This is a genomic window from Paraburkholderia sp. PREW-6R (assembly GCF_039621805.1).
In the GTDB taxonomy this organism is placed as follows: Bacteria; Pseudomonadota; Gammaproteobacteria; order Burkholderiales; family Burkholderiaceae; genus Paraburkholderia.
Window position 1 is genome coordinate 261,331 of record NZ_CP155074.1, and the last position, 26,586, is coordinate 287,916.

Here is a 26,586-nt window from a genome sequence, read left to right on the forward strand (position 1 = left end):
GGGCAGCGAATCGCCTAAAAGACGCATATACTGACGATCTGGCCGTGAAAGCAGTGCGTCCGCGCGCTGCGTTTTTCTGCCGGTTGCAAACTCGCAGCCTCGCGGGCTTAGCGCCACGAACGCTCTGTCTATCACCTCATTTAGCAAAGCATCAGACATGTCCACACCGCCGAAGATCATCTACACCCTGACCGACGAAGCGCCTGCTCTGGCGACCTACTCGCTGCTGCCGATCGTCAAGGCGTTCACGCGCTCGTCCGACGTGATCGTTGAAACGCGCGATATCTCGCTCGCCGGCCGGATCATCGCTGCATTTCCGGACTACCTGAGTGCGGAACAGAAGGGTTCCGACGATCTGGCGGAACTCGGTGGACTCACCACGCGTCCGGAAGCCAACATCATCAAGCTGCCGAACATCAGCGCGTCGGTGCCGCAGCTGAAGGCTGCGATTGCGGAACTGCGCGATCAGGGCTACAAGCTGCCGCCCTACCCGGACGTCGCCGCGACTGACGCTGAAAAAGACGTCAAGGCTCGCTACGACAAGATCAAGGGCAGCGCGGTGAACCCGGTGCTGCGCGAGGGCAATTCGGACCGCCGTGCGCCGCTATCGGTGAAAAATTACGCGCGCAAGCATCCGCACAAGATGGGCGCATGGACCGCCGATTCGAAGTCGCACGTTGCGCATATGAGCGGCGGCGATTTTTACGGTAGCGAAAAGTCGGCGCTGATCGCTAGGGCGGGCGCGGTCAAGATCGAATTGACAGCCGCTGACGGCAGCAAGACGGTTCTCAAAGAAAAAACCAATGTGCAAGCCGGCGAGATTATCGACGCGTCCGTGCTGAGCAAGAACGCGCTGCGCAAATTCATCGAAGCCGAGATCGACGATGCGAAGGCGAAAGGCGTGCTGTTTTCGGTGCACCTGAAAGCCACGATGATGAAGGTCTCGGACCCGATCATCTTCGGCCATGTGGTTTCGGTGTTCTACCAGGACGTGCTGACCAAGCACGCTGACGCACTGGCGAAAGCCGGCTTCAACCCGAACAACGGCATTGGCGACCTGTACGCGCGCCTGAAAGACCTGCCGGCGGAAACGCGCGAAGCGATTGAGGCCGACATCAAGGCGCAATACGAAAAGCGTCCGCATCTCGCCATGGTCAATTCGGACAAAGGCATTACCAGCCTGCATGTGCCGAGCGACGTGATCGTCGACGCTTCCATGCCGGCCATGATCCGCGAGTCGGGCAAGATGTGGGGCGCGGACGGCGCGCTGCACGACGCGAAGGCCGTGATTCCGGACCGTTGCTACGCGGGCGTGTATCAGGCAGTGATCGAAGACTGCAAGAAAAATGGCGCATTCGATCCGGTCACCATGGGCACGGTGCCGAACGTCGGCCTGATGGCGCAAGCCGCTGAGGAATACGGTTCACACGACAAGACGTTCCAGATTCCGGCTAACGGTGTGGTGAAAGTCACGGACGCCACCGGCACGGTGCTGATCGAGCAACCGGTGGAAGCGGGCGACATCTGGCGCATGTGCCAGACGAAAGACGCGCCGGTGCAGGACTGGGTGAAGCTCGCGGTCAACCGCGCACGCGCCACGAACACGCCCGCTGTGTTCTGGCTCGATCCGGCCCGCGCGCACGACGCGCAGATCATCAAGAAGGTCGAGCAGTACCTGAAAGACCACGACACGAACGGTCTGGACATCCGCATCATGACGCCGGTCGAAGCCACGAAGTTCTCGCTCGAGCGGATCCGCGCGGGTAAGGACACGATTTCGGTCACCGGTAACGTGCTGCGCGATTATCTGACGGACCTGTTCCCGATCATGGAACTGGGCACCAGCGCGAAGATGCTGTCCATCGTTCCGTTGATGGAAGGCGGCGGTCTGTTCGAAACGGGCGCGGGCGGTTCGGCGCCGAAGCACGTTCAGCAACTGGTAGAAGAAGGTTTCCTGCGGTGGGACTCGCTGGGCGAATTCCTGGCGCTGGCGGCGTCGCTCGAACATCTGAGCAACGCGTACCACAACCCGAAGGCGCAGGTTCTCGCCAAAACGCTGGATCAGGCTACCGGCAAGTTCCTCGACAACGACAAGTCGCCGGCGCGCAAGGTTGGCGGTATCGACAACCGGGGCAGCCACTTCTACCTCGCCATGTACTGGGCCGAAGCACTGGCCGCACAAACGGAAGACGCGCAGTTGCAGGCGCAATTCTCGGGTGTTGCCAAGGCCATGGCCGAAAACGAGGCGAGGATTCTCGAAGAGTTGGCGGCGGCACAGGGCAAGCCGGTGGATATCGGCGGCTACTATCGTCCGAACGTCGACAAGACGAGCCAGGCCATGCGGCCGAGCGCTACGCTGAACAAGATCGTGGACGCAATCGCGTAAGCAGGCACCTGAACAGGCGCCTGAATAAGCGCAAGTAGCAGCAATCACGACGATGGCGCTTTTGGGCGCCATCGTCGTTTTTACGTCTGCGTGGAAAGCCGCCATGCCAGCCTTAGACGTGGACGATTTCCCATTCGCTGAGCTTCTCAGGGATTTCCAGCGTGGACGTGTCGTCGCCTTCCGAGAGATGCGAGCAGGTCAGGCCGCGCGCCAGGTCGTCTGCCGCCTGTTGCGGGCTGGAGAACTCGCCGAGCGTCTGATTGCCGTACGTCGCCTCCCAGCCTTCCTGGCCCGGCAAAATGTAGAACGCTCCCTGGGTCGATCCAAAACGAAATCCTTTCATTTTTACTCTCCCAACGCCGATTAAAAAATGGGTGAGGCTACGGCGCTCCATGCACTGAGTGAGGGCTGGTGCTTCTGGCTTGCGTCCCATCTTTTGAAACACCCGTCAGACTGCCCTTGCATGAATCGTCGGCTCTTGTAAAAGAGTCTACGTCAGGCCGTCGGCGCGTAAGAGTCTGTTATCCAGTTCTTTACGTCGAAATAAATCGTTTATAAACAATGATTTGATTGCGACGTCTCGCGATGTGCAATGCGGGGCGACATTGCGAAATGACGGATTTGTGCCACGCACCACGAATTTTTACGAAGCAGTGGTTCGTTTCATATTGCGAAATTTCCGCGACTTTGAGCGTTTCGAAAGTTTTTTTCAACGGATTGCCGTGCACCGGTCGGCCAAACGCAGCCGCTTCAATCCGCCACGTCATTCAGAAAATCCAGCACAACACGATTGAATGCCGCTGGCCGCTGCAAGGGTGCGAAATGGCTGACATCCGCGAGCCTGATCAACTTGGCGCCGGGAATCGTGCGAGCCAGATAGTCGGCATGCTCTGGCTTGATGAACTCGTCGTGCTCGCTTTGCACGATGGCAACGCGCACGCCGATACGCGCGAGGTCGTTTGCGGAATAGTTGGGCTGGGTCTTCATCATGGCGCTGACCGCGGCCACGAACGTGTCGAAATCGTCCGGTGTGGACGAGAGTTCAGCGTAGTCCGCCGAATGACGACGGAAGCAGCGTTCAATCACCGGCGTCGGCACAAATGCCCTCGCGCCACTCGGGTCCATATTGCAGCCGAAGAAAAACACGCCCAACACGCGCTCGGGCGCGAGGCTGGCCAGTACCAGTGAAGTACACGCACCATCGCTCCAGCCGACGAACGCAGCCTTCGTGAGATCGAGCACGTCCATCACCGCGAGCACGTCGGACGCCATCAATTCATACGAGTAGGGCCGCGCGTCGCGCGTGCTGCGGCCATGCCCGCGGCTGTCGATCACGATGACGCGCCGCCCGGCATCGACGAGCGCGAGGACCTGATAACCCCAGTTGCCGCTATGCCCAAGCCCGCCGTGCAACAGGATCACTGGCGCGCCCGTTCCGAAGCACGCGTACCAGATACGCGCACCGTTGTGTTCCACATAGCCCGATTCGGCGGACGCAGGTAGCGGCGGCGCGCCGGACGTTTCGAAACGCTTCAGGTCATCGTCTTGGATCGGCGTGCTGGGTGGCATTGTCGTCCGCTCCATGGCTGGCCGATACGGATAGGTAGCCCGTCGAGATCGGTGCAATCAACGGACCTGCGAAAGGCTACGCGCGAGGAAATCGTTCCCTGCGCGGTGGCGAACGCGCGCCATAACCGGACAGAGTGAACAGACAAGCCGTGCCCGGGAGTCGTCAGACGCCTGCCGTTCCCACCTCATGCGCGCGCCGAAGGCGCTCGCGGCTATTGCTCAAATGCATGCGCATCGCGGCGCGGGCGTCGTCGGCATCCTGGCGTTCGATGGCGCGGTAAATGAGCCGATGCTCGTTGAGGACGTTGCGCAAATGCTCGACATGATCGAGTTCGGCAATCTCGGCGGACCCGAGCCGGGTGCGTGGACTTACGGCGCGCCCAAGCTGACTGAGCACGTCGAAGAAATAGCGGTTGCCGCTCGCCCGCGCAATCTGCAAATGAAACTCGATGTCGTGCGCTACCGTGTCGGTGCTACCGCGCTCAAGCTCTGTCTCGAAGCGTTCGAGCGCGCCACGCATCTGCTTCAGATGGTGTTCGCTGCGGCGCGAGGCCGCGAGCGCGGCAGACGCAGCTTCAACGTCGATCCGGAATTCGATGATCGCCATCACGTCGAGCATGCTGGACAGGTCGGCAGCCGGCAATTGCACCGGCTGCGCCGACACGGGCGCGAGCACGAACGTGCCAATCCCGTGGCGCGTCTCGACCACTCTCGCCGCCTGCAGACGCGAGATCGCTTCACGCACCACCGAGCGGCTGACGGACAGCTGTTTCATCATCGCGACTTCGGTCGGAATGCGGTCGCCGGGCCTCAGCGTGCCTCGGCGGATTTCATCGGACAGGGTGGCGACCACCTTCTCGGTCAGGCTGCTCATGAGTGGAATTAGTCAGTTGATCGGCTGGCGTGCGCACGTCGCGCGAGGGTGAGCGTCGCGTAAAACCCGGAGCGGCGCGCCGGTCGAGCCATCATAGCGCTAGTCAGGATCAAGACGCGCCGCGCTCACTTGTTGACAAGCCGCGCAGGCGTGACGAGCGCCAGCAAGCCACCGAGCACCATGAAGCCGGCGAGCAGGAACATACCGGCCGACGTACTGTGCGTGAGCACCGTCAAGTAGCCGAACAGCGACGGCGAGAAGAGCCCGGCCAGATTGCCGAGCGAACTGATCATCGCGATACCGGCAGCCGCTGCGCCGCCGCTCAGCAGCGCGGTCGGCTGCGCCCACAGCAGCGGCGCCACCGCGAACACGCACATCGATGCCGCGGTCATGATGACAACCGTCATCGTGAGATCGTTGCTCCACAGCGTGCTCAACGCGAGGAGCGCGGCGCCGGCAAACGCGGGTATGGCGAGATGCCAGCGGCGCTCGCGCCGCTTGTCCGAACTCATGGAGAGCGCAACCATCGCGATGGCCGCGAACGCGTATGGAATGGCCGTCAGAAAGCCCACGCTCAGCGAACTGCCGTGTCCCGCGCGCTGCACGAGGGTCGGCAGCCAGAAGCTGATGCCCATGTTGCCGGTGGCGAACGCGAACAGCATCAGGCTCATCAGCCAGATGCGAGGGTTCGTGAACACGCTGCTCGTGCTGGCGGCGGGCTTCTGGGCATTTTCGCGTGCGATGTTGGCCGCGATGACATTTTTCTGTTCATCGGAAAGCCAGCGCGCGTCGCTCACGCGATCGGGCAGCCGCATCCAGATCACCATGCCGATTAGCACGGCAGGAAGCGCCTCGATGAAGAACAGCCATTGCCAGCCATACAGACCCGACACGCCGGCGAGGCGCTGCATGATCCAGCCCGAAAGCGGGCCGCCGACCAGCCCCGAAATCGGCAGCGCCGCCATGAACATTGCGACGATCCGGCCGCGCCGATGCGCCGGATACCAGTAGGTGAGATACAGAATGATGCCGGGAAACAGTCCACACTCGGCCACGCCCAGCAGCAGCCGCAGCGCGTAGAACGACGCGGGCGTGCGCACGAACAGCATGCACATCGACACCAGTCCCCACGACACGGCAATCCGCGCGATCCAGCGGCGCGCGCCTACTCTATGCATGATCAGGTTGCTGGGGACTTCGAAAACGGCATACGCGAGATAGAAGATGCCCGCGCCAAACCCGTAGACAGCATCGCTGAAGCCGAGATCGGAGGCCATTTGCAGCTTCGCCAGTCCAACATTGATGCGATCCAGATAGGCGATGCAAAAGGCGGTCAGCAGAAGCGGCATGAGGCGGCGCGTCACCAGCGAGTAAAGCGAATCTTCTTCGGCCGTCGCGGGTTGTGCGGATCGTGAGTCGGCGGTGGATGGGGTCGCCAGTGATTTCATATGTCGTCTCCGGAATGTTCTTAAAGTGAGTTGTCAGACGTCCGAGTTTCTGCATTTCTCGCGATGGAGGAAGTATATGCCTGAAGGACGTGACGGTGCCCGGCCATAACCACAGGGTTAACGCATATGGAAATGACAATCTTTATGCGCATAATATGTCGTCAGACAACGTATCACATTGATGGAGACTTTTCTTGACATCTGCTCTTGCCGACGTCGCCGGCCCGCTCGAATCGGCCGTCTCAAAGGTCAAGCGGCACGTGTTGCCGCTTTTCCTGATCATGTTCATTGCGAATTACATCGACCGCGTCAACATTGGCTTCGTGAATTCGCACATGCAGACCGATCTGGGCATTGGTGCGGCAGCCTATGGTCTCGGCAGCGGGCTGTTCTTCATCGGCTACGCGCTGTTCGAGGTGCCGTCGAATGTGCTGATGCAGAAATACGGCGCGCGTGCATGGCTGACCCGCATCATGGGCACGTGGGGCCTCGTCGCGGGCGCGATGGCGTTCGTGTGGAACGACACATCGTTCTATGTATTGCGGTTTCTGCTCGGGGTGGCCGAGGCCGGCTTTTTTCCCGGCGTCGTCTTCTATTTCACCCAATGGCTGCCGCAGAAAGAGCGCGGCAAGGCGGTCGCGGTGTTTCTCGGCGGCTCCGCGCTCGCGTCGGTCCTCTCCGGGCCAATCACCGGCAGTCTGCTATCGGTTCGCGGCTTCGGGCTGCAGGGCTGGCAATGGATGTTTCTGATCGAAGGCGCTTTCTCGATCGTGCTGTGCGCGGTGAGCTGGCTGCTTTTGAAGTCGCGCATTCGCGACGCGTCATGGCTGACGGCGCAGGAGCGCATGGTGCTGGAGACGTCGATCGCCGCGGAGCAGGCCGAGCGCGACGCACTCGGCAGCGCGCATCTGCCGGCGCTGAGGCTGCTGAAAGACCCGCAGATCCTGCTGTTCTGCTTCCTCTACTTCGCGATCCAGTTGACGATTTACGCGGCCACGTTCTGGCTGCCCACCATCATCCGGAAGATAGGCGGCCTGTCCGATTTTCAAGTCGGCATGCTCAACGCCATTCCGTGGCTGATCGCGATGGTCGCGATGTACTGTTTCGCGCTGTTGTCGGCGAAATGGCGCTATCAGCAGGCCTGGCTTGCGGTGTCGCTGGTGATCGCGGCGTGCGGTCTGTTCGCATCGACTTCGGGTAACGCGGTGCTGTCGTTCGTCGCCATCTGCTTTTCGGCAATCGGCTTCAAGGCGGCGTCCTCGCTGTTCTGGCCTATCCCGCAAGGCTATCTCGACGCACGTGTGGCCGCCGCCGTGATCGCGCTGATCAACTCGGTCGGCAATCTCGGCGGATTCTTCGCGCCCGCCGCATTCGGTTATCTGCAGCAGCACACTGGATCAATCACCGGCGGTCTGTATGGATTGGGCGTGGCGTCGCTGATCGCGGCGGCGGCCGGTTTCCTGACCCGCAACCGACGGATCGATCGCGACGCGCTGCCGGATAATTTGCGCAGCAACGCGCGCTGACTACACTGATTCACGAACCGTCAGCATGCATGACCCACTGTCCTCGGGTCATCGTAGCTGGCTTTCTGGAAAGCGCCTTGTCGCATGCGATTGCCAGATGCAATGCGCTGCGGCAGGCCGCCTGCTCACTCAACGGATCTTTCCCATGTCGACGAATATGTCCCAAGTCCATGCCACACCGGTCGTCACCGAGTTGCGCGTCGTGCCGGTTGCCGGCCGCGACAGCATGCTGATGAATCTGAGCGGAGCGCATGGCCCGTTCTTCACGCGCAACATCGTGATTCTGCGCGACAGCGCCGGACATACGGGCGTCGGCGAAGTGCCGGGCGGCGAAAGTATCCGCAAGACGATCGACGACGCGCGGCCGTTCGTGGTCGGTCAATCGATCGGCAATCTGCAAGCCATCCTGAATAGCGCACGCACGCAATTCGCCGATCGCGACGCGGGCGGACGCGGTCTGCAAACCTTCGACCTGCGCACCACGATTCATGCGGTGACGGCGCTCGAAGCCGCGCTGCTCGATCTGCTCGGCCAGCACCTGGGCGTGCCGGTCGCGGCATTGCTCGGCGAAGGCCAGCAGCGCGACGAAGTGGAGATGCTCGGCTATCTGTTCTATATCGGCGATCGCAAGAAGACCGATCTGCCCTATGCGAGCGGCGCGGAAGGCCGCGACGACTGGGAACGTGTCCGCGCCGAGGAAGCAATGACGCCGGAAGCGGTCGTGCGTCTCGCTGAAGCCGCGCAAGCGCGTTATGGCTTTAACGACTTCAAGCTCAAAGGCGGCGTGCTGTCCGGCGACGCCGAAATCGAAGCCGTCACCGCGCTTGCCGAACGCTTTCCGGCCGCGCGCGTCACGCTCGATCCGAACGGCGCGTGGTCGCTTGCAGAAGCCGTACGTCTGTGCCGCGATCAGCACGACGTGCTCGCCTACGCGGAAGACCCATGCGGCGCGGAAAACGGTTACTCGGGCCGCGAAGTGATGGCCGAATTCCGCCGCGCAACCGGCTTGCCCACGGCGACCAACATGATTGCCACCGACTGGCGCCAGATGGGTCACGCAATCCAGCTTCAGTCCGTGGATATCCCGCTGGCCGATCCGCACTTCTGGACCATGCAGGGCTCGGTTCGCGTGGCGCAGATGTGCAACGATTGGGGCCTCACCTGGGGCTCGCATTCGAACAACCACTTCGACATTTCCCTTGCCATGTTCACGCACGTCGCCGCGGCTGCGCCCGGCAAGATCACCGCAATCGACACACACTGGATCTGGCAGGACGGCCAGCGTCTGACGCGCGACCCGTTGCAGATCGTCGGCGGCAAGGTGAAGGTGCCGCAGGCAGCGGGGCTGGGCGTCGAACTCGACATGGACGAGCTGGAAAAGGCGCATGCGCTCTATCAGCAGCACGGCCTCGGCGCACGCGACGACGGCGTGGCGATGCAATACCTGATTCCAAACTGGAATTTCGACAACAAGCGGCCGTGTCTCGTGCGCTGAGTGACGAACGATCGAGCGTCGGATGATTGAGCGCGACTGGACGCGATAAACGTCATAGACGTCATGAACGGGATGGAGCGGCGCCGATAACCCGCGACGCGCGTTCAATCAGCGGTCATGCCCATCTCAGCACACGCCGCGGCGCTCGATGCTCCGCGGCGTGTTGCGTTTCCGGCGGCGCGGTGTGCAGCGCTCAACTGCGCCGGAACACCACATGCGAAATGCGCTGCACCAGCAACGCCGCGGCGAGCGCCGCGACCGCCGTCAGCCAGACGCCGATATGAATGGACTGCACGAGCGCATCGCGCGCTGTGTCGATCAACGCGAGCGTATCGAGCCCGGACGGCTTCATGTCGGCAATCAGTTTCAGCCGCGATGCGTCGTCGATCAGAATCCGCAGATCGACGAAACGCGGGCGCCATTGCGATGCCGCGGGCTCGCCCAGCACGCTCATCGTGCGCGTGACGACATTGCGGTAATGATGCGACACGACGGTTGCAACGATACTCGTGCCGAGCATGCCGCCCACCATGCGCGTGGACTGCAGCAGCGCGGTCGTGATGCCGAAGCGCTCGCGCCCGGCAATTTCCTGACCGAACACGTTCAGATTGTTGAGGATGAAGCCCAGGCCGATACCCACCGCGCCCATCGGCAGTTCGAGCCAGACGTGCGGCGTTTCCGGATTCGCGAACGCGAGTGCGATCGACGCGAACAGCAGCAGCGCAAAGCCGATCGACAGAATACGCGTGGGCTTTTTCATGTGAATCACAATGCGCGTGTTCAGCAGGCTGCCGAGCGCAATGCATGCGGCAATCGGTGTGGCGAGCAGGCCGGCCTGTTGCGGCGACAAACCGAATCCGCCTTGCAGCAGCAGCGGCGCGAAGAAAATCAGCGAGAACATCACGAAGCCGGACAGCATGCCGAGCGTGAAGAGCGTGACCAGTTGCGCGTCTTTGAACAGATCGAGCGGAATGATTGGATGCGTTGCGCGCTGCTCGCACACGAGCAGCCCGATCGTTCCGACCACCACGCACGCGCCGAGTGCTAGGGTGCCGGCGGTGAGGCCGTCTTTCGGCACCGCTTCGATGAACGCCTGCAGGCAACCCAGCACGGCGGCCACGAGCGCCGCGCCGAGCCAGTCGATCCGGACTTCGCCGTCGTGCGGGCGGCGGAACGCGGGCAGATGCGCCCAGATGAAATACAACGCCGCCGCGCCGACGGGCAGGTTGATCAGGAAGGTGGAGCGCCAACCCCAGTGTTCGCTCATCCAGCCGCCGAGCGACGGTCCCGCCGCCGTGCCAATGCCATAGGCGGCCGCCATCACCACCTGCCAGCGCACCCGAGCGCGCGGGTCGGGAAAGAGATCGGGAATCGACGCGAACGCGGTGCCCACCATCATCCCGCCGCCCACACCTTGCAGGCCGCGCGCAATCACGAGGAACAGCATGTCGTTCGCGACGCCGCATAACACCGACGCCGCCGTGAACACGATCACCGCGGCAATCACGAAGCGTTTGCGGCCAAAGTAGTCGCCCAGCCGGCCGAACACCGGCACCGTGACGACCGACGCCAGCAAATAGGCGCTCGCAATCCACGCGTAGTACTCGAAGCCGTGCAATTCGGCGACGATCGACGGCAACGCGGTGCTGACGACGGTCTGGTCGAGCGCGACCAGCATGTTGACGAGGCCGATGCCGAGCATGGCAAAAAGGGCGTTTCTGAACGGCAAGGCGGCGGCGGGGGTGGCGGGAGCGGGGGAGTTCACGGGTCGGGAGCGCAGGCTTGGCGGGTCGGCGCAGCATGTGGAGCTGCGCAACGTAGGCCGATTATGTCATCTGGTTGTCTGACGACTTGACAGGTGATTATATGGGTTTTCCCTTAGTCGAAACTATCCGTCGCGCAGCCCGGGCATAAAAATATGCCGCGCGAATGGCGCGGCATGGTACGACATGGCATGCGGGGCGCCGGACCGACCCGCCGCCGACAACGCGCGTCGGCTAGGCGAAGTTCGGGCTCTTGCCAAGCGCCATCGCCATTGCCTGCATCGCAACGAGATAGCCGTTTGCGCCGAGTCCGCAGATCACGCCGGTGGCGGCGCGCGAAATCAGCGAGTGCCGATAGGTTTCGTCGCGCTTATGAATATTGGTGATGTGCAGCTCGATCAACGGATGTTCGATCAGCTTGACCGCGTCGAGCACGGGCACCGACGCGAACGAAAATCCGGCCGGATTGATGATCACCGCGGCGTCGCGTTCGAACGCCTCCTGCAACCAGTCGACAAGGGTAGCTTCACTGTTGGTCTGACGGAATTCGCATCGCAGTTCGAGCCGCTGAGCGAGTGTTTCCACCTGCTGCTGAATTTCCGCAAGGGTGGTCTTGCCATAAAGATGCGGCTCGCGCCTGCCGAGCATGTTCAGGTTCGAGCCGTTCAGGACATAGATGAGATCAGTCATTGTTCAATCGCCTTGGTGCAAATTCGCGCGCAGTCGCCGCGCCTTGTTCGATGCGCTCGCCACGTCGCTGGTCGCCGTGGCGAGCGCCGGGTTCTGATTTAACTGCGGTGACCGTTTCCGGCATTGGAGATGCCCGCCGTCGCAAAGGCGCTGTCGCCGGTTACGGCGGCCGCCGAATCGGCGCGATTCATGTCGATGCCGACTGTTTCACGGGCAGTCAGGATCATCACGAGCGAGATCACGTTAAACACCACGCACACCGCCACCACGCCCCACGGCGAGCCGTTGCAGATGGAGAACAGCCACACCGCGAGCACCGGCATCGGACCGCCGGCGATCAGGTTCGCGCCGGTATAGGCCAGCGCGGAGCCGGAGTAGCGCACGTTAGTCGGGAATGCTTCGGCGAATGCGACCGGCTGGATGCCGCTCTGAAACTGGGTGAAGCCGAGGAAGACGCACATCGCTGCGAGCATCGGCACAAAACTGCGGGTGTCGAGAATCTGGAAGTAGACGAACAGCATCAGCAGCGTCGCAATCGAGCCGACCGCCAGCGCTTTTTTGCGGCCGATGCGATCGCTCAGCATGCCGCCCGCCAGTGCGCCGGCGATCGCGCAGACGTTGGCGCCCATCAGCAGCAGGAAGCCGGTTTGCCTGGGAATCGCAAGTGTCTTCGTGATGTAACTCAGCGAGAACACCACGATCAGATAGAAGATCGCCGCCGGGCCGCAGAAAAACAGCATCCAGCGCAGCACGGTGCGCCAGTGCAGACGCAGCGCGTCGCGCAGCGGACTGCCCACGTGCACCACCTCGGTCTTGCGCAGCGCGACGAAGGCGGGCGTCTCGCTGACGCGCAAGCGAATGTAGACCCCTACCACCACGAGAACGAAGCTCAGGATGAAAGGGATACGCCAGCCGTAGGTGTCGAATGCCTGCGCGGTCATCGTGGACGACAGCAGGAGCAACACGCCATTGGCCATGATCTGGCTGAGCGGCGAACACAGGCCGAGCAAACCGGAATACTTGCCGCGACGCTTGGCGCTCGCATGTTCGATCGCCATCAGTTGCGCGCCGGTGGATTCGCCGCCGAGCGCGAAGCCTTGCACGATGCGCAGTAGCACGAGCAGCACCGGCGCCCATACGCCGATGCTGGCGTAAGTGGGCAGCAGGCCCATCAGCATCGACGCGAGTCCCATGACCGTGACGGTGCCAAGCATCAGATTGCGCCGGCCGAGCTTGTCGCCCAGGTGTCCGCAGATGATTGCGCCAAGCGGTCGCGCCGCGAGTCCGACACCGAAAGTCGCCAGCGACGCGAGCAACGCGGATGTCGAGTCCATCGCGGGGAAAAAGAGCTTGGGAAGCACCGTGGCGGCGAGCGCGCCGTATAGCGTGAAATCGAACCACTCCAGCGCGGTGCCGATCGCGGCGGCGGTGACCGCCCGCGTGCGCATGGCGGCGTGGTTTTCGTTCTGAACATCCTGAATCATGTGTCGTCTCCTTGTCCCTGCACGTTACGGCGTGCGCGTTGTCGGGGGCGCGTGCGTCGGTGACGCCGGCTCTCTTCCTTTATTTATCGATCGGTCGGCGGACGCGCCTAACGATTGCCATGCGGTCGGCGCGACCGTGAACACAGATTATCATCGGCAGGTGGGACACCATTCCAGGGTGGAATTTCATATCACAATGTGGAAGAATCAGCGCGGCGCGTCGGCGCTAACCCGATCCTTCAATGGAGCAACACATGCCTGGCGTGACTGAACGCACACTCGCGGTATTGGAATTTTTGGCGACGCAATTGGAAGGCACACCGCTCGCCATGATTTCAGACGAACTGGATATTCCGCGCAGCGCGTGCCATCGCCTGCTCGTTGATCTGAAGCAGTGCGGTTATGTGAGGCAGTTGCGCGAACATGGCGATTACGTGCTGACCACCAAACTCGTCGGCCTCGGACTCGGCTTTCTCGCGACGTCGGGCATCGTGGACATCGCGCAGACAATGCTCGACCGACTCGCCGAGCAGTCCGGCGAACTGGTGCGGCTCGCGATCGTTGACGGCGACCGTCTAACGTGGGTCGCGAAAGCGCAGGGCGCGTTAAAAGGGCTGCGTTACGACCCGGACATGGGCATGGACACGATTCTGTCGTGCAGCGCCACCGGCCACGCGTGGATGATGACCATGAGCGACGAACGCGCGCTCGAACTGGTGACGCGTCAGGGATTCGGTCAGCCGAAGCAATACGGACCCAATGCGCCGACTACTGTGGCCGGACTGTTGAAGTTCGTGCACGCCGCGCGCGAGCGAGGCTATGCGACGATCAACGAGGTCTTCGCGCCCGGTATGACGGCAATGGCCGCGCCCGTGCAAAGGCGCGGCTATGCCGCGATTGGCGTGATCAGTATCGCCGGGCCGCTGGTTCGCCTGGATGAGAAGCGCATGGCGACGCTCGGGGCAACACTGCTTGCAGCGGCCGCTGAACTGGCCACCGCGAGCCTTGCATCGCCGCTGTTCGGTCGCGGCCGCTAGCGACTAGCGGGCACTAGCGGCCACCGGCCGGACGGCCGTCGATCCAGGTGCGCCAGCGCCTGACAAGCGCGTGCGCACGCGAATCACTGCGGAATGATCCGCTCGGCTTTCAGCCGGTCGAAGAGCGCGTAGAACGAATCAGGCGTGCTTTGATAATCGAGAAAGCCGGCCTTGCGGCTTTTCGACATGTCCGTCAGCACTTCCATCGGCCGGCCGAGATCGGCGTCCGTGTGCCACCACGACGCAAGCTTCTGGATGTCGGGCTCTTTGAGGCTGAAGCGCGTCGCGAGTTCCTTCCACGCCTCGCCGGCGCCTTGCATGCGATTTTCGAGCGGCTGAGTCTCGCCGTCGAACGGCACGGCCTCTATGCCGAAATAATCGGCAAGGCACGACCACATCCACTTCCAGCGAAACACGTCGCCATTCACCACGTTGAACGCTTCATTGCGCGCATTCGCAGACATTGCCGCCCATTCCAGATGGCGTGCGAGCAGGCGCGCATCGGTCATGTCGGTGAGACCGTTCCATTGCGCCGCCGATCCCGGGAAGATGAACGGCTGACCGGTCGCCTTGCACAAGCTGGCATACACAGCGAGCGTGACGCCCATGTTCATCGCGTTGCCGAGCGCGAAGCCAATGATCGTATGCGGACGGTGCACGCTCCAGCTAAAGCCGAAGCGTTGCGCGGCTTCGAACAGGCGGTCTTCCTGCTCGTAGTAAAAGTTTTCGACGGGCTGACGCCCCTGCTCTTCGCGAAACGGGGTGATCGGCACGGCGCCGGTCGCATAGGCCTCGAACGGGCCGAGATAATGCTTCAGGCCGGTCACGAGCGCCGCATGCGTGACGGTGCCGGACGGGCCGACTGCGTCCATCACATGACGCACCATGCCGCCGTTCACGCGAATGTTGTCCCGCTCGGTGGCCTGGCGCGCCCACGCGGTGAAAAACACGTGGCTGAACTGCTTGCCGTCAAGCGCTGCGCTGACGGACTCCACCGATGTCAGATCGGCGGTGATCGGTTCGATCGACGGCGACACGGCCGTGCGGCCGCGCGAAAGTCCTGCGACGTGCCAGCCGTCGGCGAGCAGACGGTCGGCCAGATTACCGCCGACAATCCCGCTCGCGCCGATGATGAGTGCTCGTTTTTCCATGGGAATCAGACTCTGAAAGTGGATGCCTGTCGACACGGCCCGGACCTGCGGCCGTGGCCTCTAAATGTCTCGTGCCATCCGCATCATGCCCTGGTTGCGCGCGACAGGTTCGGCACGTGGGCGGAAGGCACGTGAGGCAAGCGGCATCCGGCGCGTCAGCCTTTTGCCCAGGCGGCCGCCATTTCGGTCGCAAACTCGCGATACGTTTTCGGCTGGCGGCCCAATAGCGTCGCGAGGCGCGCCACGTCATCGGCCGATGCGACGGCGCCGTCCTGCTGATAGCGGCTCATCATCAGGCGCATGTCGTAAGCGAGCCAGCCCGGCGCTGCGCTCTTCAGACGCTGTTCCAGCACGTCGAGATCGTCGCCGCCATATCGCACCGCGCGGCCCAATGCATCGGCCCAGATCGACGCCACGTCGGCGGACGTGATGGCATCCGGTCCAACGAGTTCGTATGTCTCACGCGGCAGCGGACCCGCGGCGCGCTCACGGCGCAGCAGTTCGATGGCGGCGGCCGAGCCGATGTCGCGGACGTCGACCATCGAGATACCCCTGGCTCCAATCGGCATGGCGTACACGCCGTGCGTGAGCAGCGGGTCCTTCTGCCGCACGTCGTTCTGGATGAAGTACGCGGGTCGCAGCACTGTGGCGGGAAGATCGCAATGTTCGATCAGGCGCTCAGCGGTGTGCTTGCTCGCAAAGTGCGGCACGTCGACATACTCCGCGCCCTTGAATACGGACAGATACACGATTCCCTTGACCCCGGTTTCGCGCGCGATATTCAACGTTTGCAACGCCTGGGTGAGTTCGTCGGCGGCGTTCGGCGCGAGGATGAATACCGTGCTGACCTCTTTCATCACGCTGCGCAAGCCGTCCAGGTCCGACAGCTCGCCCTTCACCGCCGTGACCCCCGCGGGAAATTGCGCTTTCTCAGGCGAGCGGGTCAGCGCGCGCACGTCCGCGCCGCTCCCGTTCAGATGTTCGATCACCTGCTGGCCGACTACGCCGGTGCTACCTGTTACGAGTATTGCCATGACCTTTCTCCTTGGTTGGTGAGGGCTGCGCTCAGCCCGTAAGACACACGATAGTCGTTCCATGAATGCACAGAAAGTGCCAGAATCAAGACAACATGTCTCATTTGTGGAACGTTCATGGATCTGATGTCGCTGGCCGACTTCAATGCGGTCGCTCTGCATGGCGGGTTCGGGCCGGCAAGCCGTGCGTTGGCGCGGCCCAAGGCGACGCTGTCACGGCGCGTCGCAGAGTTGGAGCAGGAGCTGGGCGTGCGGTTGATCGAGCGCGGCTCGCGCCGGCTTCGTCTGACGGAAGAGGGCCTCGTGCTGCACGAACGCACGCGCGGTTTGATGGCCGAGATTCAGGCGGCGGGGGAAGCGGTCGCGTCACGCGCGCCGCTGCCGCGCGGCCGGTTGCGGATCAGCGCGCCGATTGTGTTTGCGCACGTGGTGTTGGGCGCGATCGCCGCGCGATTCGCGCTGGCTTATCCGCAGGTCGAACTGGAAGTGGTCGCGGAAGACCGGCTGGTCGATCCCGTCGAAGATGGTTACGACCTCGTGATACGCATCAATCCTTCGCACGACGAGCCACTCGTGGGGCGGCGCATTCTCGGCGACCAGCGGCTGGCCGTTGCCGCGCCGACCTTGTCGATTCCCAATCAGCCCGCGGGCGCAGCCGCCGGCTCGCCCGTGCCTGCCGTCACGCTGGCAACGGCGACGTCGGCCGCGCCCTGGCGCGTGCGCTCGCCCGACGGAGCGCTGCGCGTGTACGAGCCGTCGCCGGTGCTGCGCTTTTCATCGCTGCTGATGGTGCGCGACGCGGCTGTGGCGGGTGTCGGGGCGGCGCTGTTGCCCAGGTTGCTGGTGGAGCAGGATGTGTCGGCGGGCCGGCTCGTTTGCTGGGGCATTGACGACGGGCCGCCGGTGGAAATCTGGGCGCTTTATCATTCGCGGCGTCTGCTGAGCGCCAAGGTGAGGGCCTTTATGGATCTGTTGCAAACCGTACCAGGGGCGGCGTGAGCGTCCTCGTCATTGTTCCGGTACGTGGCCCCTGTCGGTTCGGTCAGATCCGTCCGCGCTGCTCCGGACCGGCCGTCGCACCACCCTCAACTTGCCACTATGGCCGCCGCCGCAGAAAAACCGCTCGTCGCCATCGGACTCCAAACCCGATACGCCGACGCCTTCCGGCATGTCCAGGCTCTCCTGAACCTTGCCCGTGCGCGGATCGACCCGCCTTAATTCGCTCTGCTCGTTTTCCCACGTGCCGTGCCACAACTCGCCGTCGACCCAGGTCACGCCTGTCACGAAGCGATTCGACGCGATGGTGCGAAGAACCTCGCCCGTATGCGGATCGATCTGCACGATTGTGCGCGCCTGATATTGCCCGACCCAGAGCGTTCCTTCTGCCCACGTGAGCCCGGAGTCGGCGCCGCCGCCTGGCGCTGGAATCGTTGCGAGTATCGCGCCGGTTTGCGGGTCGATCTTCAGGATACGGTCTTCGGCGATCTGGAACAGGTGCTGGCCGTCGAACGCGGTGCCGGCATGCGCGGCGATGTCGAGCGAGCGCAGCGTCTTGCCGTTGGCCGGGTCCAGTTCGGTGAGACGGTCGCCGCCCGCGAGCCACACATGCCGACCGTCGTACGTGACGCCGTGAACTTTCTCAATGCCCTCGAAGGGTCCGTATTCGTTGATGATTTCCGCTGCTGACCGGTTCATGGCGCGTTCCTCGCTGACTGGGGTGGACAATTCGTGATGTCATCCTAATCAATCGGTAACGACGCGGGGAGTAACAAGGTCGTCGTGAAACCCGGCATGGGCGGCGCCATCCATCGGCGTGCGCGGCCGCAACCTACTGATTGCACCTTGCGCGCCGCCAGCAGCGAGTCGAGTGCGCGCTGCACGGTGCGCTGGCTCGTGTCGAGCGCCAATGCGAGCGCCGAACTCGACCACGACTCACCGTCCGCGAGCAGCGCGAGCACAGCGGCGTGCCGGTCGTCGACGAGGCGCGCGAGCACGGCCACATCGCGCGCGCGATGCGGCACGAGCGTGAAGCCTTGCTGCGTCGCGTTTATCCCGGCAACGCTCTTGAGCGCCTTGCGCAGCCTGCCCATTTCGACGCGCAGCCGCGCCCGGTGTGATTCGTCTGCGAGCTTCACCCTGAATGCCCGCGCGACGAGCGCGGTGCGCGACACGTCCAGAGGCCACGCCTCGGCCAGCGCGCGAACGAGCGTGAACAGAATAGGGCGGCGCGCAAGCGAGATCGTGTGGCCGTTTACGTACACGACATGCCGGCACGCATCGACCACCAGGGTCGCCGAGGCGAGCAGCGCCTCGACCGCATCGAGCCGCAGCGGCCGCTCTTCGCCACGCGTGATCAGTCGGGCGGCCGGCGTCTGCAACACGGCCAACGCGCTGTCGATCTCCGCAGTCAGCGCAGGGATGCGCGCGAGGTGCGCCGCATGCGACGCACGCGCGAGCGCTTCGCGGGCGGCCTGGCTGTGCAGCCGCCGCATCGCGATGCCGGCGACGGCCAGCTCATAGGCCGCGCGGGAAGCAGGCGGGAAGAAGGTGGGGTCGAGCGCCGCGAGCGCGTGCGCGGCTTCGTCGATCCGGCCGATCAGCAGCAGGCGACGCACTTCGAGATGGCGCGCATGAGCGGCATTGACGCGATCGCCGTGCGCTTCGAGCGTGGCGCGTGCCGAGTCGAGCGCTTTGGTGGGCCAGCTCAGATCGCGTGAGACGAGTGCGATCTCGGCCTCGGCGACGACGCAGCGCGCCCGGGCCACCGGCTCCTTCGGACCAAATGCGCGGGCCGCGCGCTGCACCAGCGCTTTTGCGCGCGCCAGGTCGCCGAGCTGCGCCATCGCGATGCCGCGCAACGCGAGCGCGGGGGCGTCGTCGCGCAACGCAACGCGGTTCAGTGCGCCAAGAGGGTCGCCCGCGGCAAGCGCATGCGCCGCAGCCGTGACTAGCGAATCCACGGCCATCCGAATCCCGTCACACCTGTCACTCCCTACCGTCGAATACCCGGGGCTAATCTATCACGACGCACTGCCTGCGCTTCGCGTCGTCGGACCGACCGCGGCGCGCTGATCGCGCCGGCTCCGCGGTCAGCAGGTCGGCGCGCGCACTGCTATTCCATCTGACATATTTTTTCAGACGCAGGGTCGGCATAATGGGCGGACTTTTTTTAGGCCGTCCTTACTGGCAAGCCGCTTACCTGCTCTGGAGAAACTGAACTGAACCGCGTCGCAAAACTCTTCAAGCCCCGTGTTGCACGGGAACCGGTTCACTTCACGTCTGCCGTCTCGCGCCGTTGCCTACGCTGGTGTGCGCATGGCGGCAGCGTCGTCATGCTGCTATGGATGCAAGGTGCGATTGCGGCTGGAGATACCGGCACCGTCGCGTTGTACGGTGTGATCGACACCAGCCTGGAAGTCACTGATCCGGGTTCGGGCTGGACGCCGCGCGTCGACTCCGGCGCCTATCGCGGCTCGCGCATCGGGCTGCGCGGCGCCGAGCCGCTGGGCAATGGCACGGACCTGATCTTCACACTGGAAAACGGCTTCAGTTCCGCCGACGGATCGCTGCAAACCGCCGGCGTGCTGTTCAATCGTCAGGCGTGGGTCGGCGCGCGTGGTGGGTGGGGCGAACTGCGCATGGGCCGCCAATATTCGCCGATCTATATTCCGTTCAAGGGCGATCTCGACGCGTTCGGCGCGGGCACCATCGCATCCGGCCTGAACAACCTGTCGAAAATCACGCCTTATGCGAGCAACGCGATCGCGTACCTGTCGCCGCTCGTCGGCGGTTTCGACGCGACCTTGATGGTTGCCACGCGCGATCCGTCGGAGCACGACGGCAATGGGCTCGACGGCTACTACCTGACTGCCGCGTACCGTTTCGATCAGTTCAAGTTGCTCTACGCGCGCCAGCAGACGCATGGTGCGGGGGCGTTGCGTGCGAATCTCGGTGGCGTGAACTACGCTTTTGGCAAGCTGCACCTATGGCTGGCCTTCTTCAATGGCGACGGCGGCACGCCGCTCTACCACGGCGCGGGCGGCTCGGTATCGGCGCAATACAGCTTCTCCACGGTGGCACGGGCGTCGCTCGGCTATACGCGCGTTCATGATTACACCGGCACCGGCGCCAATGCCGACCAGTTCAGCGCGTCGTTCGAGTACAACCTGTCGCGCACGTTGCTGCTCTACTTCAGCGCGGCCTATCTGGCCAACCACGACGACGCCAGCTTCACGCTGCGCGGTGTCAACGTCACAGGCTTGCCAGTGGCTTATGCGGGCGCGCCGGTCAAAGGCGTGCAGCTGGGTGTGGTGCGACGGTTCTAGCGGTTTCGTCAGAGACGGACCGGCGCCTGTCGCTGCATGTTTCTGATGCGATCTGTAATGAAGCGCATTTCGTCATACGAATGGAGAGTTGGTCTCTTTTATTTGTTAGGCCTTTACGCCAACCGGTTCTCATTCATGCGCTTTCATGACTTGTGTAAAGCGCGTCAAATTGCGTTTTAAAAGATAATTTGCTCTACTGCACTAGTGCAATTTAATCACCTTCGGCATTATCACTTTTGGGAAATAGCTATCGATTAATAGGAAATGGCGGGAACGCCGCGCGTACTCGCAAAAAAAAAGCCGACACAACGTGTCGGCCTTAAAGACTCTGGCGTCCGAGAAAATGCTTGCCAGAACCTGAGAGACGGTGGAAACGGAGCCTAATCCAAAGGGGCGGCCTCTTAATGGCGGCAAAGCGCGAAAACTCCCGCTTCGCATGCACCGAGACATACGTACTTAAAAGTATTTCGATTCCCGGCAGATATTAAACCAGAAATTCTTGAAAAAGATAGGGTATCGACCGAATCGGCGTTGGATTTTTCAGAACCGTTTGAAACGGAGTGCGCATTCAGGTCGTTGAATTCCCTGTTTCAGTCCATTTCATCAAGACACCGTGCGGACAGTCCGATGGCGAGCCGCCGCGTCAGCCAGATGCGAACCGGAGATCGTCCGAGCGTGACCCTGAGCGGCCAATCCGGCCGTACAGAGTGGGATTGCTCAGTCCCGTGTCCGGCGGTGCGACGTCAGGCACACGCGAGGAGACGCGGCTATGCTAGCGGTTCGGTCCATTTATGAGGAGCAAGCGATGAAACACACACAGGGTTCGATGATTACGTTCAGCCGCCCGGACGGGCAGCAGGCTCAGGGCTACCTCGCCACGCCGGCGAAACCGGAAGGCGCGCCGGCGGTCGTCGTAATTCAGGAGTGGTGGGGAGTGAATGACCAGATTCGCGGCGTGGCGGACCGCTATGCGCAAGCCGGCTACGTCGCGCTGGTGCCTGATCTGTATCGCGGCAAGGCAACCGTGGAAGAGGCCGAAGCCAAGCATCTGATGGACGAACTCGATTTTGCCGACGCCGCCACGCAAGATGTTCGCGGCGCGGTGCTGCATTTGAAGCAGCAAGCGGCCAACGTGGGCGTGACCGGCTATTGCATGGGCGGCGCGCTTACGCTGCTCGCGCTGTGCAATGTGCCCGAGGCGTCGGCGGGCGCGGTGTTCTACGGCTTTCCGCCGCTCGACTACGTCGACGCGTCGAAGATCAAGGTGCCGGTGCTCGGTCACTGGGCGACGCAGGATGAATTTTTCGCGCTGGAAACGGTGAGCGCGCTCGAGAAGAAGTTGCAGGACGCGAACGTGAACGTGGAGTTTCACCGCTACCTCGCTCACCATGCGTTTGCTAACGAGACGGCGGTGGGACCGGGCCGCATCGCTCAAACGCAATACGACCCGGTGTGGGCACAGCAGGCCTGGGACCGTACGCTGACGTTTTTCGGCCGCACGTTGTGGAAGTAATGGCCTTCCACGCGCATGGCGTGGATTGCTCAGAGCTTCGAACCGCCGTCCACGTGAAGTGTCTCGCCCGTGATCCAGCGGGCGGCTTCTGAAGCGAGAAAGGCGACCGCGCCGCCAATGTCGTCCGGCTGCGCCACGCGTTTCAATGCCTGCATGCCGAGCGTGACCGCGCGCCCCGCATCGGTTTTCGTGAAGTTCGACATGTCGGTTTCGACGACGCCGGGCGCAACGGCATTCACCCGGATGCCGCGCTCACCCAACGCGGACGCGAAGTGCTTCACGAGCGTATCCACCGCGCCCTTCGTGGCCGCATAAGCCGGTAGCGTGCCGACGGCGGCGCGCGCCGCGAGCGACGACAGCAGGATCACGCTGCTGCCCTTGCACATGACCGGCAACAGTTGCTGGACGAGGAAATAGGGCGCACGGACATTCACGGCGAACAGGTCGTCGAAATCCTTGACCGTCGTTTCTTCGATACTGGCTGCTTTCGATATGCCCGCGTTCGCCACCAGAATATCCAGCCGATGTCCGACCACGTCGCGTACCTGCCTCGCCAGTGCATGCGGACCTTCGGCGTCGCGCAGATTGGCCGCGACTTTCTGCGCATTGCCACCTGCCGCGCGAATCTCCGCGACGACGGCGTCTGCCGCCTGCTCGCCGCTGCTGTAGTGAACCAGCACCTGTGCGCCTTCTCTGGCAAGCGCAAGCGCCGTGGCTCGGCCGATACCGCGTGATGCGCCGGTTACGAGCGCGGTCTTTCCGGTGAGGCTGTTCATGGCAAGACTCCTTATGAATGCAATGCGATCCGCCGCCGCGCTCACGCGCTTTCGCGTCGGCACGTTTTGGTGTGTGTCGCGGGCGGCGTCTTTCGAACTGGTCTGCTCGTCATGTCCGGTGCCTTTGCGATATGAGCCGGTGCTCGCGAGCGGGGGAAGACGGTTCGCTAGTGCCTGCAAAAAGCGCGTTGCTGCCGCCGTCTAAGGCCAATGTAGAGTAACCTTGCGCGCGGGAAAAAGACTTTGTAGGCTGGCAGGTATGCCTCCAGAGCATACCTGGAGCGGATTGAAGTGCGGCGGCCCCGCATCGAGAAGGGACTATGGAGCTTCGTCACTTGCGGTATTTCATAGCCGTCGCCGAGTCGGGCAGTTTGACCGTGGCAGCCGAACGCCGGCTGCACACGTCGCAGCCCTCGCTGAGCCGCCAGATACGCGATCTCGAAGATGAGGTCGGCGCCGAACTGTTCAGCCGCAGCGCGCGCGGTGTGGAACTTACCGTGGCCGGCAAGGCGTTCCTCGACCATGCACGCCTCGCGCTGTCGCAGGTGGATGCCGCGACCGAGGCCGCGCGCCGCGCCGCGCGGCCGGCTAGGCAGGTGTTCGCGCTGGGCTTTCTGACCGGCCAGGAAATGACATGGTTACCGCGCGCGATGCAGGTGTTGCGCGATGAGTTACCCAATATCGATGTGACCATATCGAGCCACTATTCCCCCGATCTCGCCGACGCGCTCGCACGCGGCAAGCTCGATCTGGCGTTTTTGCGCGCCGAACCCGGTTTCGATCTCGACTATCGCGTGGTGAGCCGTGAAAAACTGCTCGTGCTGATGCCGAGCGACCACCCGCTCACCGAACGCGCGTCCATCCGGCCCGAAGATCTCGCGGGCGAGACTTTCGTCATGGCGTCGAACAAGGCGCGCGTGCTGCACGAGGTGATCGACCGGTATCTGCACGACAACGGGGTGACGGTCGCGCCGGCGCATGGCGTCGACAATCTGGCGATGGCCATGTCGCTCGTGGCGTCCACGCGGGGTCTCGCGTTGATGCCGGAGTACGCGAACAATCTGCTGCCGTGGTCGGTGGTGAGCCGGCCGCTCGATGGCGACGCGCCGACTGTCGATCTGGTGATGGGCTATAGCCGCTCGAACACGTCGCCAGTGCTCAAGCTGTTCTTGTCCCGCGCCGAGGAACTGACGGCATCGCGCTGATCCGGGCGAACGCGGCCGCATGAGACGGGCGCGTTCGCGCCAGCACAGAGGTGAACACCCTGAACGCGCCGGTGCGGCGCACGGATCAGTTGCCGAACAACGAGATTTGCGTGCCGCGCATCGATTCAGCGCGCTCGGCTTTCGCGCTGCGGCCGGATGTCGGCGCGACCTTCGCTTGTGCGTTTGCTTTTTCCAACGGTTGCGCCGCAAGGCCGGGGCTTTCCGCTGCCGTCTGCAGCGAAGCTTGCCCCGCTTCGAGCGACAACAGCAGCATCTTGTTGGCGAGGCCGCCGGCAAACCCCGTCAGCTCCCCAGATGCGCCAATCACGCGATGGCATGGCGCAACGATCGAGATGGGATTTCTGCCGTTCGCCGCGCCGACCGCGCGCACTGCATTCAGGTTGCCGATCTGCCGTGCGATCTCCGAATAGCTGCGTGTCTGGCCGAATGGGATCGTGAGCAGCGCGGCCCACACCTTCTTCTGAAAAGCCGTACCTTCGAAGTCGAGTGCGAGGTCAAATGTTTGACGCTCGCCAGCAAAATACTCGTGGAGTTGCCGCGCGGTGTCGAGCAGCACCGGGCGCTCATTCGCCTCGACCATGGTGCCGAGCCGCACGCGGTTCGGTTTGTCGTTCTCCCAGAGAACCGCCGCGAGCCGGTCACCTCTGGCAACGAGCTTCAACTGGCCGACCGGCGAATCCATCAGTGTGTATGCGTATGTCACGGTGATCATGTGTGGCTGGCTGGTGGCGAATCATCACTGTAGCCCATTTGCATTTTTCATTCGACGATCGGTCGGCGCAGGGCGGATGGCGGCGTGTCCCACCCATCGCGATCCGTCTTCGACGCGCGCGCGTTCACGAACCAGCGAGCGCGCAAAATTGGACGGGGATCGGCAATCGCGCCTTGTCTCAGTAAAATCGGATTCTCGGTACGACACGCACCGGCAACCGGACATCTCCTTCACGACTGTGACAACGACACTGGAACAACTGCGGGCCGGCCAGCTGACGGGCGCGCGCGAGCTCAAACTGGCGTGCGGCCTCACTGAATTTCCACGCGAGATTTTCGAGCTGGCCGATACGCTGGAAGTGCTCGACCTGTCGGGCAACGCGCTTCGCGCACTGCCCGACGACCTGCCGCGTCTTGGCAAGCTGCGTATTCTCTTCGCCTCGGGCAACCCGTTCACCGAACTGCCGGCCGTGTTGGGTCAATGTGCGCAGCTCGGCATGATCGGCTTCAAATCCAACCGCATTCGCCACGTGCCCGGCGGCGCGCTGCCGCCGCAATTGCGTTGGCTCATTCTCACTGACAACGAAATCGAAGTCCTGCCGCAGGAAATCGGCCGCTGTGCCCAGTTGCAGAAGCTGATGCTCTCCGGTAACCGGCTGCGCTCGCTGCCTGCGCAGATGGCCGCCTGCACGCGGCTCGAACTGCTGCGTATCGCGGCGAACCGGCTCGACGCTTTGCCGGACTGGCTGCTGCGTCTGCCACGGCTTGCGTGGCTGGCGTACGCTGGTAATCCGTTTGGCCGGACGCTGGAAAGCGCCGCGCTTGCCGATACGCAGAGCGCCTCGATCGAGTGGCGTGCGCTCGCGATCGAACAGAAACTGGGCGAGGGCGCATCGGGTGTCATCTACCGTGCGCGGCTCGCGGACGGCGGCTCTGACAAGTCGCGCCCGGTCGCCGTCAAGCTCTTCAAGGGCGCGGTGACGAGCGACGGCTTGCCCGACTGCGAGATGGCCGCGTGCATTCGTGCCGGCGATCATCCGAATCTGATTCCAGTGGCCGGGAAGGTGGCAAATCATCCGGCGGCCACGCATGGCCTCGTGATGGAACTGATCGACCCGCACTTTCGCAATCTTGCCGGACCACCGAGCTTTGCATCCTGCACGCGCGACATCTATGCGCCCGGCACGCGCTTGAGCGTCGCCGCCGTGCTCGATATGGCGCACGGTATCGCCGATGCCGCGCGTCATCTGCACCGCCAGGGAATCGTGCATGGCGATCTGTATGCGCACAATATCCTTTACGACGATCGTGGCCATGCATTGCTTGGCGACTTCGGCGCGGCGTCATTCCATGCCGTGCGCGATCAGGAGACGAGTCACGCGCTGCAGCGTATCGAGGTGAGAGCGTATGGTTGTCTGCTGGAGGAACTGATCGAACGATGTGACGCGCCTGACGCTCAGGCGGATGTCATGACCGAACTGGCGGCGTTGAAAGATCGCTGTCTGAGCGAAGATGTAGCCAGCCGTCCGTTGCCGGACGAGATCGTCAGCGCATTGCTGGCGTTGAAGGTCCATTGAA

The 26,586-nt window shown here is 63.0% G+C and carries 22 protein-coding genes; 9 read left to right on the top strand and 13 right to left on the bottom strand.

The annotated features are described in order from the left end of the window. The first annotated feature begins 157 nt into the window (after nucleotides 1-157). The gene (locus AAGS40_RS16480) at nucleotides 158-2,386 is read left to right on the top strand and encodes an NADP-dependent isocitrate dehydrogenase (RefSeq protein ID WP_345815856.1); all 2,229 of its coding nucleotides are present in this window, start codon (nucleotides 158-160) and stop codon (nucleotides 2,384-2,386) included. Nucleotides 2,387-2,498: 112 nt separating this feature from the next. On the opposite strand, the gene AAGS40_RS16485 is transcribed toward AAGS40_RS16480, so the two are convergent. From AAGS40_RS16485 to AAGS40_RS16500, 4 genes are all read right to left on the bottom strand, one after another. Continuing rightward, on the bottom strand, nucleotides 2,499-2,729 hold the full coding sequence (locus AAGS40_RS16485; protein WP_345815857.1) for a hypothetical protein: 231 nt from the start codon (nucleotides 2,727-2,729) through the stop codon (nucleotides 2,499-2,501). A gap of 407 nt (nucleotides 2,730-3,136) precedes the next feature. Beyond that, on the bottom strand, nucleotides 3,137-3,955 hold the full coding sequence (locus AAGS40_RS16490; RefSeq protein WP_345815858.1) for an alpha/beta hydrolase: 819 nt from the start codon (nucleotides 3,953-3,955) through the stop codon (nucleotides 3,137-3,139). 163 nt (nucleotides 3,956-4,118) lie between these two features. Beyond that, a complete protein-coding gene (locus tag AAGS40_RS16495) occupies nucleotides 4,119-4,829 on the bottom strand; it encodes a FadR/GntR family transcriptional regulator (protein WP_345815859.1) in 711 nt (236 codons plus the stop codon). A 125-nt stretch (nucleotides 4,830-4,954) separates the two neighbouring features. Beyond that, complete coding sequence (locus AAGS40_RS16500; protein WP_345815860.1) at nucleotides 4,955-6,277, bottom strand: MFS transporter; 1,323 nt, start codon at nucleotides 6,275-6,277, stop codon at nucleotides 4,955-4,957. Nucleotides 6,278-6,558: 281 nt separating this feature from the next. Between AAGS40_RS16500 and AAGS40_RS16505 the strand changes: the two genes are divergently transcribed. Both AAGS40_RS16505 and gudD read left to right on the top strand, forming a co-directional pair. Further along, nucleotides 6,559-7,803 carry an MFS transporter gene (locus AAGS40_RS16505; protein ID WP_345816589.1) on the top strand — a complete coding sequence of 415 codons (1,245 nt, stop codon included), beginning with the start codon at nucleotides 6,559-6,561 and terminating at the stop codon, nucleotides 7,801-7,803. 145 nt (nucleotides 7,804-7,948) lie between these two features. Next, nucleotides 7,949-9,298, top strand: a complete 1,350-nt coding sequence (gene gudD / locus AAGS40_RS16510; protein ID WP_345815861.1) for a glucarate dehydratase — start codon at nucleotides 7,949-7,951, stop codon at nucleotides 9,296-9,298. Between the two features lie 193 nt (nucleotides 9,299-9,491). On the opposite strand, the gene AAGS40_RS16515 is transcribed toward gudD, so the two are convergent. From AAGS40_RS16515 to AAGS40_RS16525, 3 genes are all read right to left on the bottom strand, one after another. Next, on the bottom strand, nucleotides 9,492-11,000 hold the full coding sequence (locus AAGS40_RS16515; RefSeq protein WP_345816591.1) for an MFS transporter: 1,509 nt from the start codon (nucleotides 10,998-11,000) through the stop codon (nucleotides 9,492-9,494). A 295-nt stretch (nucleotides 11,001-11,295) separates the two neighbouring features. Beyond that, nucleotides 11,296-11,751, bottom strand: coding sequence for a type II 3-dehydroquinate dehydratase (locus AAGS40_RS16520; protein ID WP_345815862.1), 456 nt, complete (start codon nucleotides 11,749-11,751; stop codon nucleotides 11,296-11,298). A 98-nt stretch (nucleotides 11,752-11,849) separates the two neighbouring features. Beyond that, nucleotides 11,850-13,235, bottom strand: coding sequence for an MFS transporter (locus AAGS40_RS16525; RefSeq protein ID WP_345815864.1), 1,386 nt, complete (start codon nucleotides 13,233-13,235; stop codon nucleotides 11,850-11,852). A 254-nt stretch (nucleotides 13,236-13,489) separates the two neighbouring features. Between AAGS40_RS16525 and AAGS40_RS16530 the strand changes: the two genes are divergently transcribed. Next, complete coding sequence (locus tag AAGS40_RS16530; RefSeq protein WP_345815866.1) at nucleotides 13,490-14,272, top strand: IclR family transcriptional regulator; 783 nt, start codon at nucleotides 13,490-13,492, stop codon at nucleotides 14,270-14,272. A gap of 83 nt (nucleotides 14,273-14,355) precedes the next feature. On the opposite strand, the gene AAGS40_RS16535 is transcribed toward AAGS40_RS16530, so the two are convergent. Continuing rightward, nucleotides 14,356-15,423 carry an SDR family oxidoreductase gene (locus AAGS40_RS16535; protein ID WP_345815867.1) on the bottom strand — a complete coding sequence of 356 codons (1,068 nt, stop codon included), beginning with the start codon at nucleotides 15,421-15,423 and terminating at the stop codon, nucleotides 14,356-14,358. A 155-nt stretch (nucleotides 15,424-15,578) separates the two neighbouring features. After that, complete coding sequence (locus AAGS40_RS16540) at nucleotides 15,579-16,457, bottom strand: NmrA family NAD(P)-binding protein (protein ID WP_345815868.1); 879 nt, start codon at nucleotides 16,455-16,457, stop codon at nucleotides 15,579-15,581. Nucleotides 16,458-16,574: 117 nt separating this feature from the next. Between AAGS40_RS16540 and AAGS40_RS16545 the strand changes: the two genes are divergently transcribed. Then, nucleotides 16,575-17,456, top strand: a complete 882-nt coding sequence (locus AAGS40_RS16545) for a LysR substrate-binding domain-containing protein (RefSeq protein ID WP_345815869.1) — start codon at nucleotides 16,575-16,577, stop codon at nucleotides 17,454-17,456. 9 nt (nucleotides 17,457-17,465) lie between these two features. Here the strand turns inward: AAGS40_RS16545 and AAGS40_RS16550 are convergent, their stop codons facing one another. Both AAGS40_RS16550 and AAGS40_RS16555 read right to left on the bottom strand, forming a co-directional pair. Beyond that, complete coding sequence (locus AAGS40_RS16550; RefSeq protein WP_345815870.1) at nucleotides 17,466-18,152, bottom strand: glutamine cyclotransferase; 687 nt, start codon at nucleotides 18,150-18,152, stop codon at nucleotides 17,466-17,468. Between the two features lie 44 nt (nucleotides 18,153-18,196). Further along, nucleotides 18,197-19,417, bottom strand: a complete 1,221-nt coding sequence (locus AAGS40_RS16555; RefSeq protein ID WP_345815871.1) for a helix-turn-helix domain-containing protein — start codon at nucleotides 19,415-19,417, stop codon at nucleotides 18,197-18,199. A 372-nt stretch (nucleotides 19,418-19,789) separates the two neighbouring features. Between AAGS40_RS16555 and AAGS40_RS16560 the strand changes: the two genes are divergently transcribed. Together AAGS40_RS16560 and AAGS40_RS16565 are read left to right on the top strand one after the other, a co-directional pair. Further along, nucleotides 19,790-20,782 carry a porin gene (locus tag AAGS40_RS16560; protein ID WP_345815872.1) on the top strand — a complete coding sequence of 331 codons (993 nt, stop codon included), beginning with the start codon at nucleotides 19,790-19,792 and terminating at the stop codon, nucleotides 20,780-20,782. An 805-nt stretch (nucleotides 20,783-21,587) separates the two neighbouring features. Beyond that, a complete protein-coding gene (locus AAGS40_RS16565; RefSeq protein ID WP_345815873.1) occupies nucleotides 21,588-22,295 on the top strand; it encodes a dienelactone hydrolase family protein in 708 nt (235 codons plus the stop codon). Between the two features lie 29 nt (nucleotides 22,296-22,324). Here AAGS40_RS16565 and AAGS40_RS16570 read toward each other — a convergent pair whose 3' ends face one another. Continuing rightward, nucleotides 22,325-23,071, bottom strand: coding sequence for an SDR family oxidoreductase (locus AAGS40_RS16570; protein ID WP_345815874.1), 747 nt, complete (start codon nucleotides 23,069-23,071; stop codon nucleotides 22,325-22,327). Between the two features lie 320 nt (nucleotides 23,072-23,391). Here AAGS40_RS16570 and AAGS40_RS16575 point away from each other — a divergent pair, with 320 nt between their 5' ends. Continuing rightward, nucleotides 23,392-24,276 (top strand): LysR substrate-binding domain-containing protein, encoded by an 885-nt coding sequence (locus tag AAGS40_RS16575; protein WP_345815875.1) that lies wholly within the window; start codon nucleotides 23,392-23,394, stop codon nucleotides 24,274-24,276. A gap of 85 nt (nucleotides 24,277-24,361) precedes the next feature. Here the strand turns inward: AAGS40_RS16575 and AAGS40_RS16580 are convergent, their stop codons facing one another. Beyond that, nucleotides 24,362-25,000, bottom strand: coding sequence for a methylated-DNA--[protein]-cysteine S-methyltransferase (locus tag AAGS40_RS16580; protein ID WP_345816592.1), 639 nt, complete (start codon nucleotides 24,998-25,000; stop codon nucleotides 24,362-24,364). A 247-nt stretch (nucleotides 25,001-25,247) separates the two neighbouring features. On the opposite strand from AAGS40_RS16580, the gene AAGS40_RS16585 reads away from it, so the two are divergent. Beyond that, entirely contained in the window at nucleotides 25,248-26,585 is a 1,338-nt protein-coding gene (locus AAGS40_RS16585; RefSeq protein ID WP_345815876.1) for a leucine-rich repeat-containing protein kinase family protein, read from the top strand. Nucleotide 26,586: the final 1 nt, after the last annotated feature.

Coding starts and splice junctions, on each gene's coding strand:
- AAGS40_RS16480 (WP_345815856.1), top strand. CDS start 158: ATGTCCACACCGCCGAAGATCATCTACACCCTGACCGACGAAGCGCCT.
- AAGS40_RS16485 (WP_345815857.1), bottom strand. CDS start 2,729: ATGAAAGGATTTCGTTTTGGATCGACCCAGGGAGCGTTCTACATTTTG.
- AAGS40_RS16490 (WP_345815858.1), bottom strand. CDS start 3,955: ATGCCACCCAGCACGCCGATCCAAGACGATGACCTGAAGCGTTTCGAA.
- AAGS40_RS16495 (WP_345815859.1), bottom strand. CDS start 4,829: ATGAGCAGCCTGACCGAGAAGGTGGTCGCCACCCTGTCCGATGAAATC.
- AAGS40_RS16500 (WP_345815860.1), bottom strand. CDS start 6,277: ATGAAATCACTGGCGACCCCATCCACCGCCGACTCACGATCCGCACAA.
- AAGS40_RS16505 (WP_345816589.1), top strand. CDS start 6,559: ATGTTCATTGCGAATTACATCGACCGCGTCAACATTGGCTTCGTGAAT.
- gudD (WP_345815861.1), top strand. CDS start 7,949: ATGTCGACGAATATGTCCCAAGTCCATGCCACACCGGTCGTCACCGAG.
- AAGS40_RS16515 (WP_345816591.1), bottom strand. CDS start 11,000: ATGCTCGGCATCGGCCTCGTCAACATGCTGGTCGCGCTCGACCAGACC.
- AAGS40_RS16520 (WP_345815862.1), bottom strand. CDS start 11,751: ATGACTGATCTCATCTATGTCCTGAACGGCTCGAACCTGAACATGCTC.
- AAGS40_RS16525 (WP_345815864.1), bottom strand. CDS start 13,235: ATGATTCAGGATGTTCAGAACGAAAACCACGCCGCCATGCGCACGCGG.
- AAGS40_RS16530 (WP_345815866.1), top strand. CDS start 13,490: ATGCCTGGCGTGACTGAACGCACACTCGCGGTATTGGAATTTTTGGCG.
- AAGS40_RS16535 (WP_345815867.1), bottom strand. CDS start 15,423: ATGGAAAAACGAGCACTCATCATCGGCGCGAGCGGGATTGTCGGCGGT.
- AAGS40_RS16540 (WP_345815868.1), bottom strand. CDS start 16,457: ATGGCAATACTCGTAACAGGTAGCACCGGCGTAGTCGGCCAGCAGGTG.
- AAGS40_RS16545 (WP_345815869.1), top strand. CDS start 16,575: ATGGATCTGATGTCGCTGGCCGACTTCAATGCGGTCGCTCTGCATGGC.
- AAGS40_RS16550 (WP_345815870.1), bottom strand. CDS start 18,152: ATGAACCGGTCAGCAGCGGAAATCATCAACGAATACGGACCCTTCGAG.
- AAGS40_RS16560 (WP_345815872.1), top strand. CDS start 19,790: ATGCTGCTATGGATGCAAGGTGCGATTGCGGCTGGAGATACCGGCACC.
- AAGS40_RS16565 (WP_345815873.1), top strand. CDS start 21,588: ATGAAACACACACAGGGTTCGATGATTACGTTCAGCCGCCCGGACGGG.
- AAGS40_RS16570 (WP_345815874.1), bottom strand. CDS start 23,071: ATGAACAGCCTCACCGGAAAGACCGCGCTCGTAACCGGCGCATCACGC.
- AAGS40_RS16575 (WP_345815875.1), top strand. CDS start 23,392: ATGGAGCTTCGTCACTTGCGGTATTTCATAGCCGTCGCCGAGTCGGGC.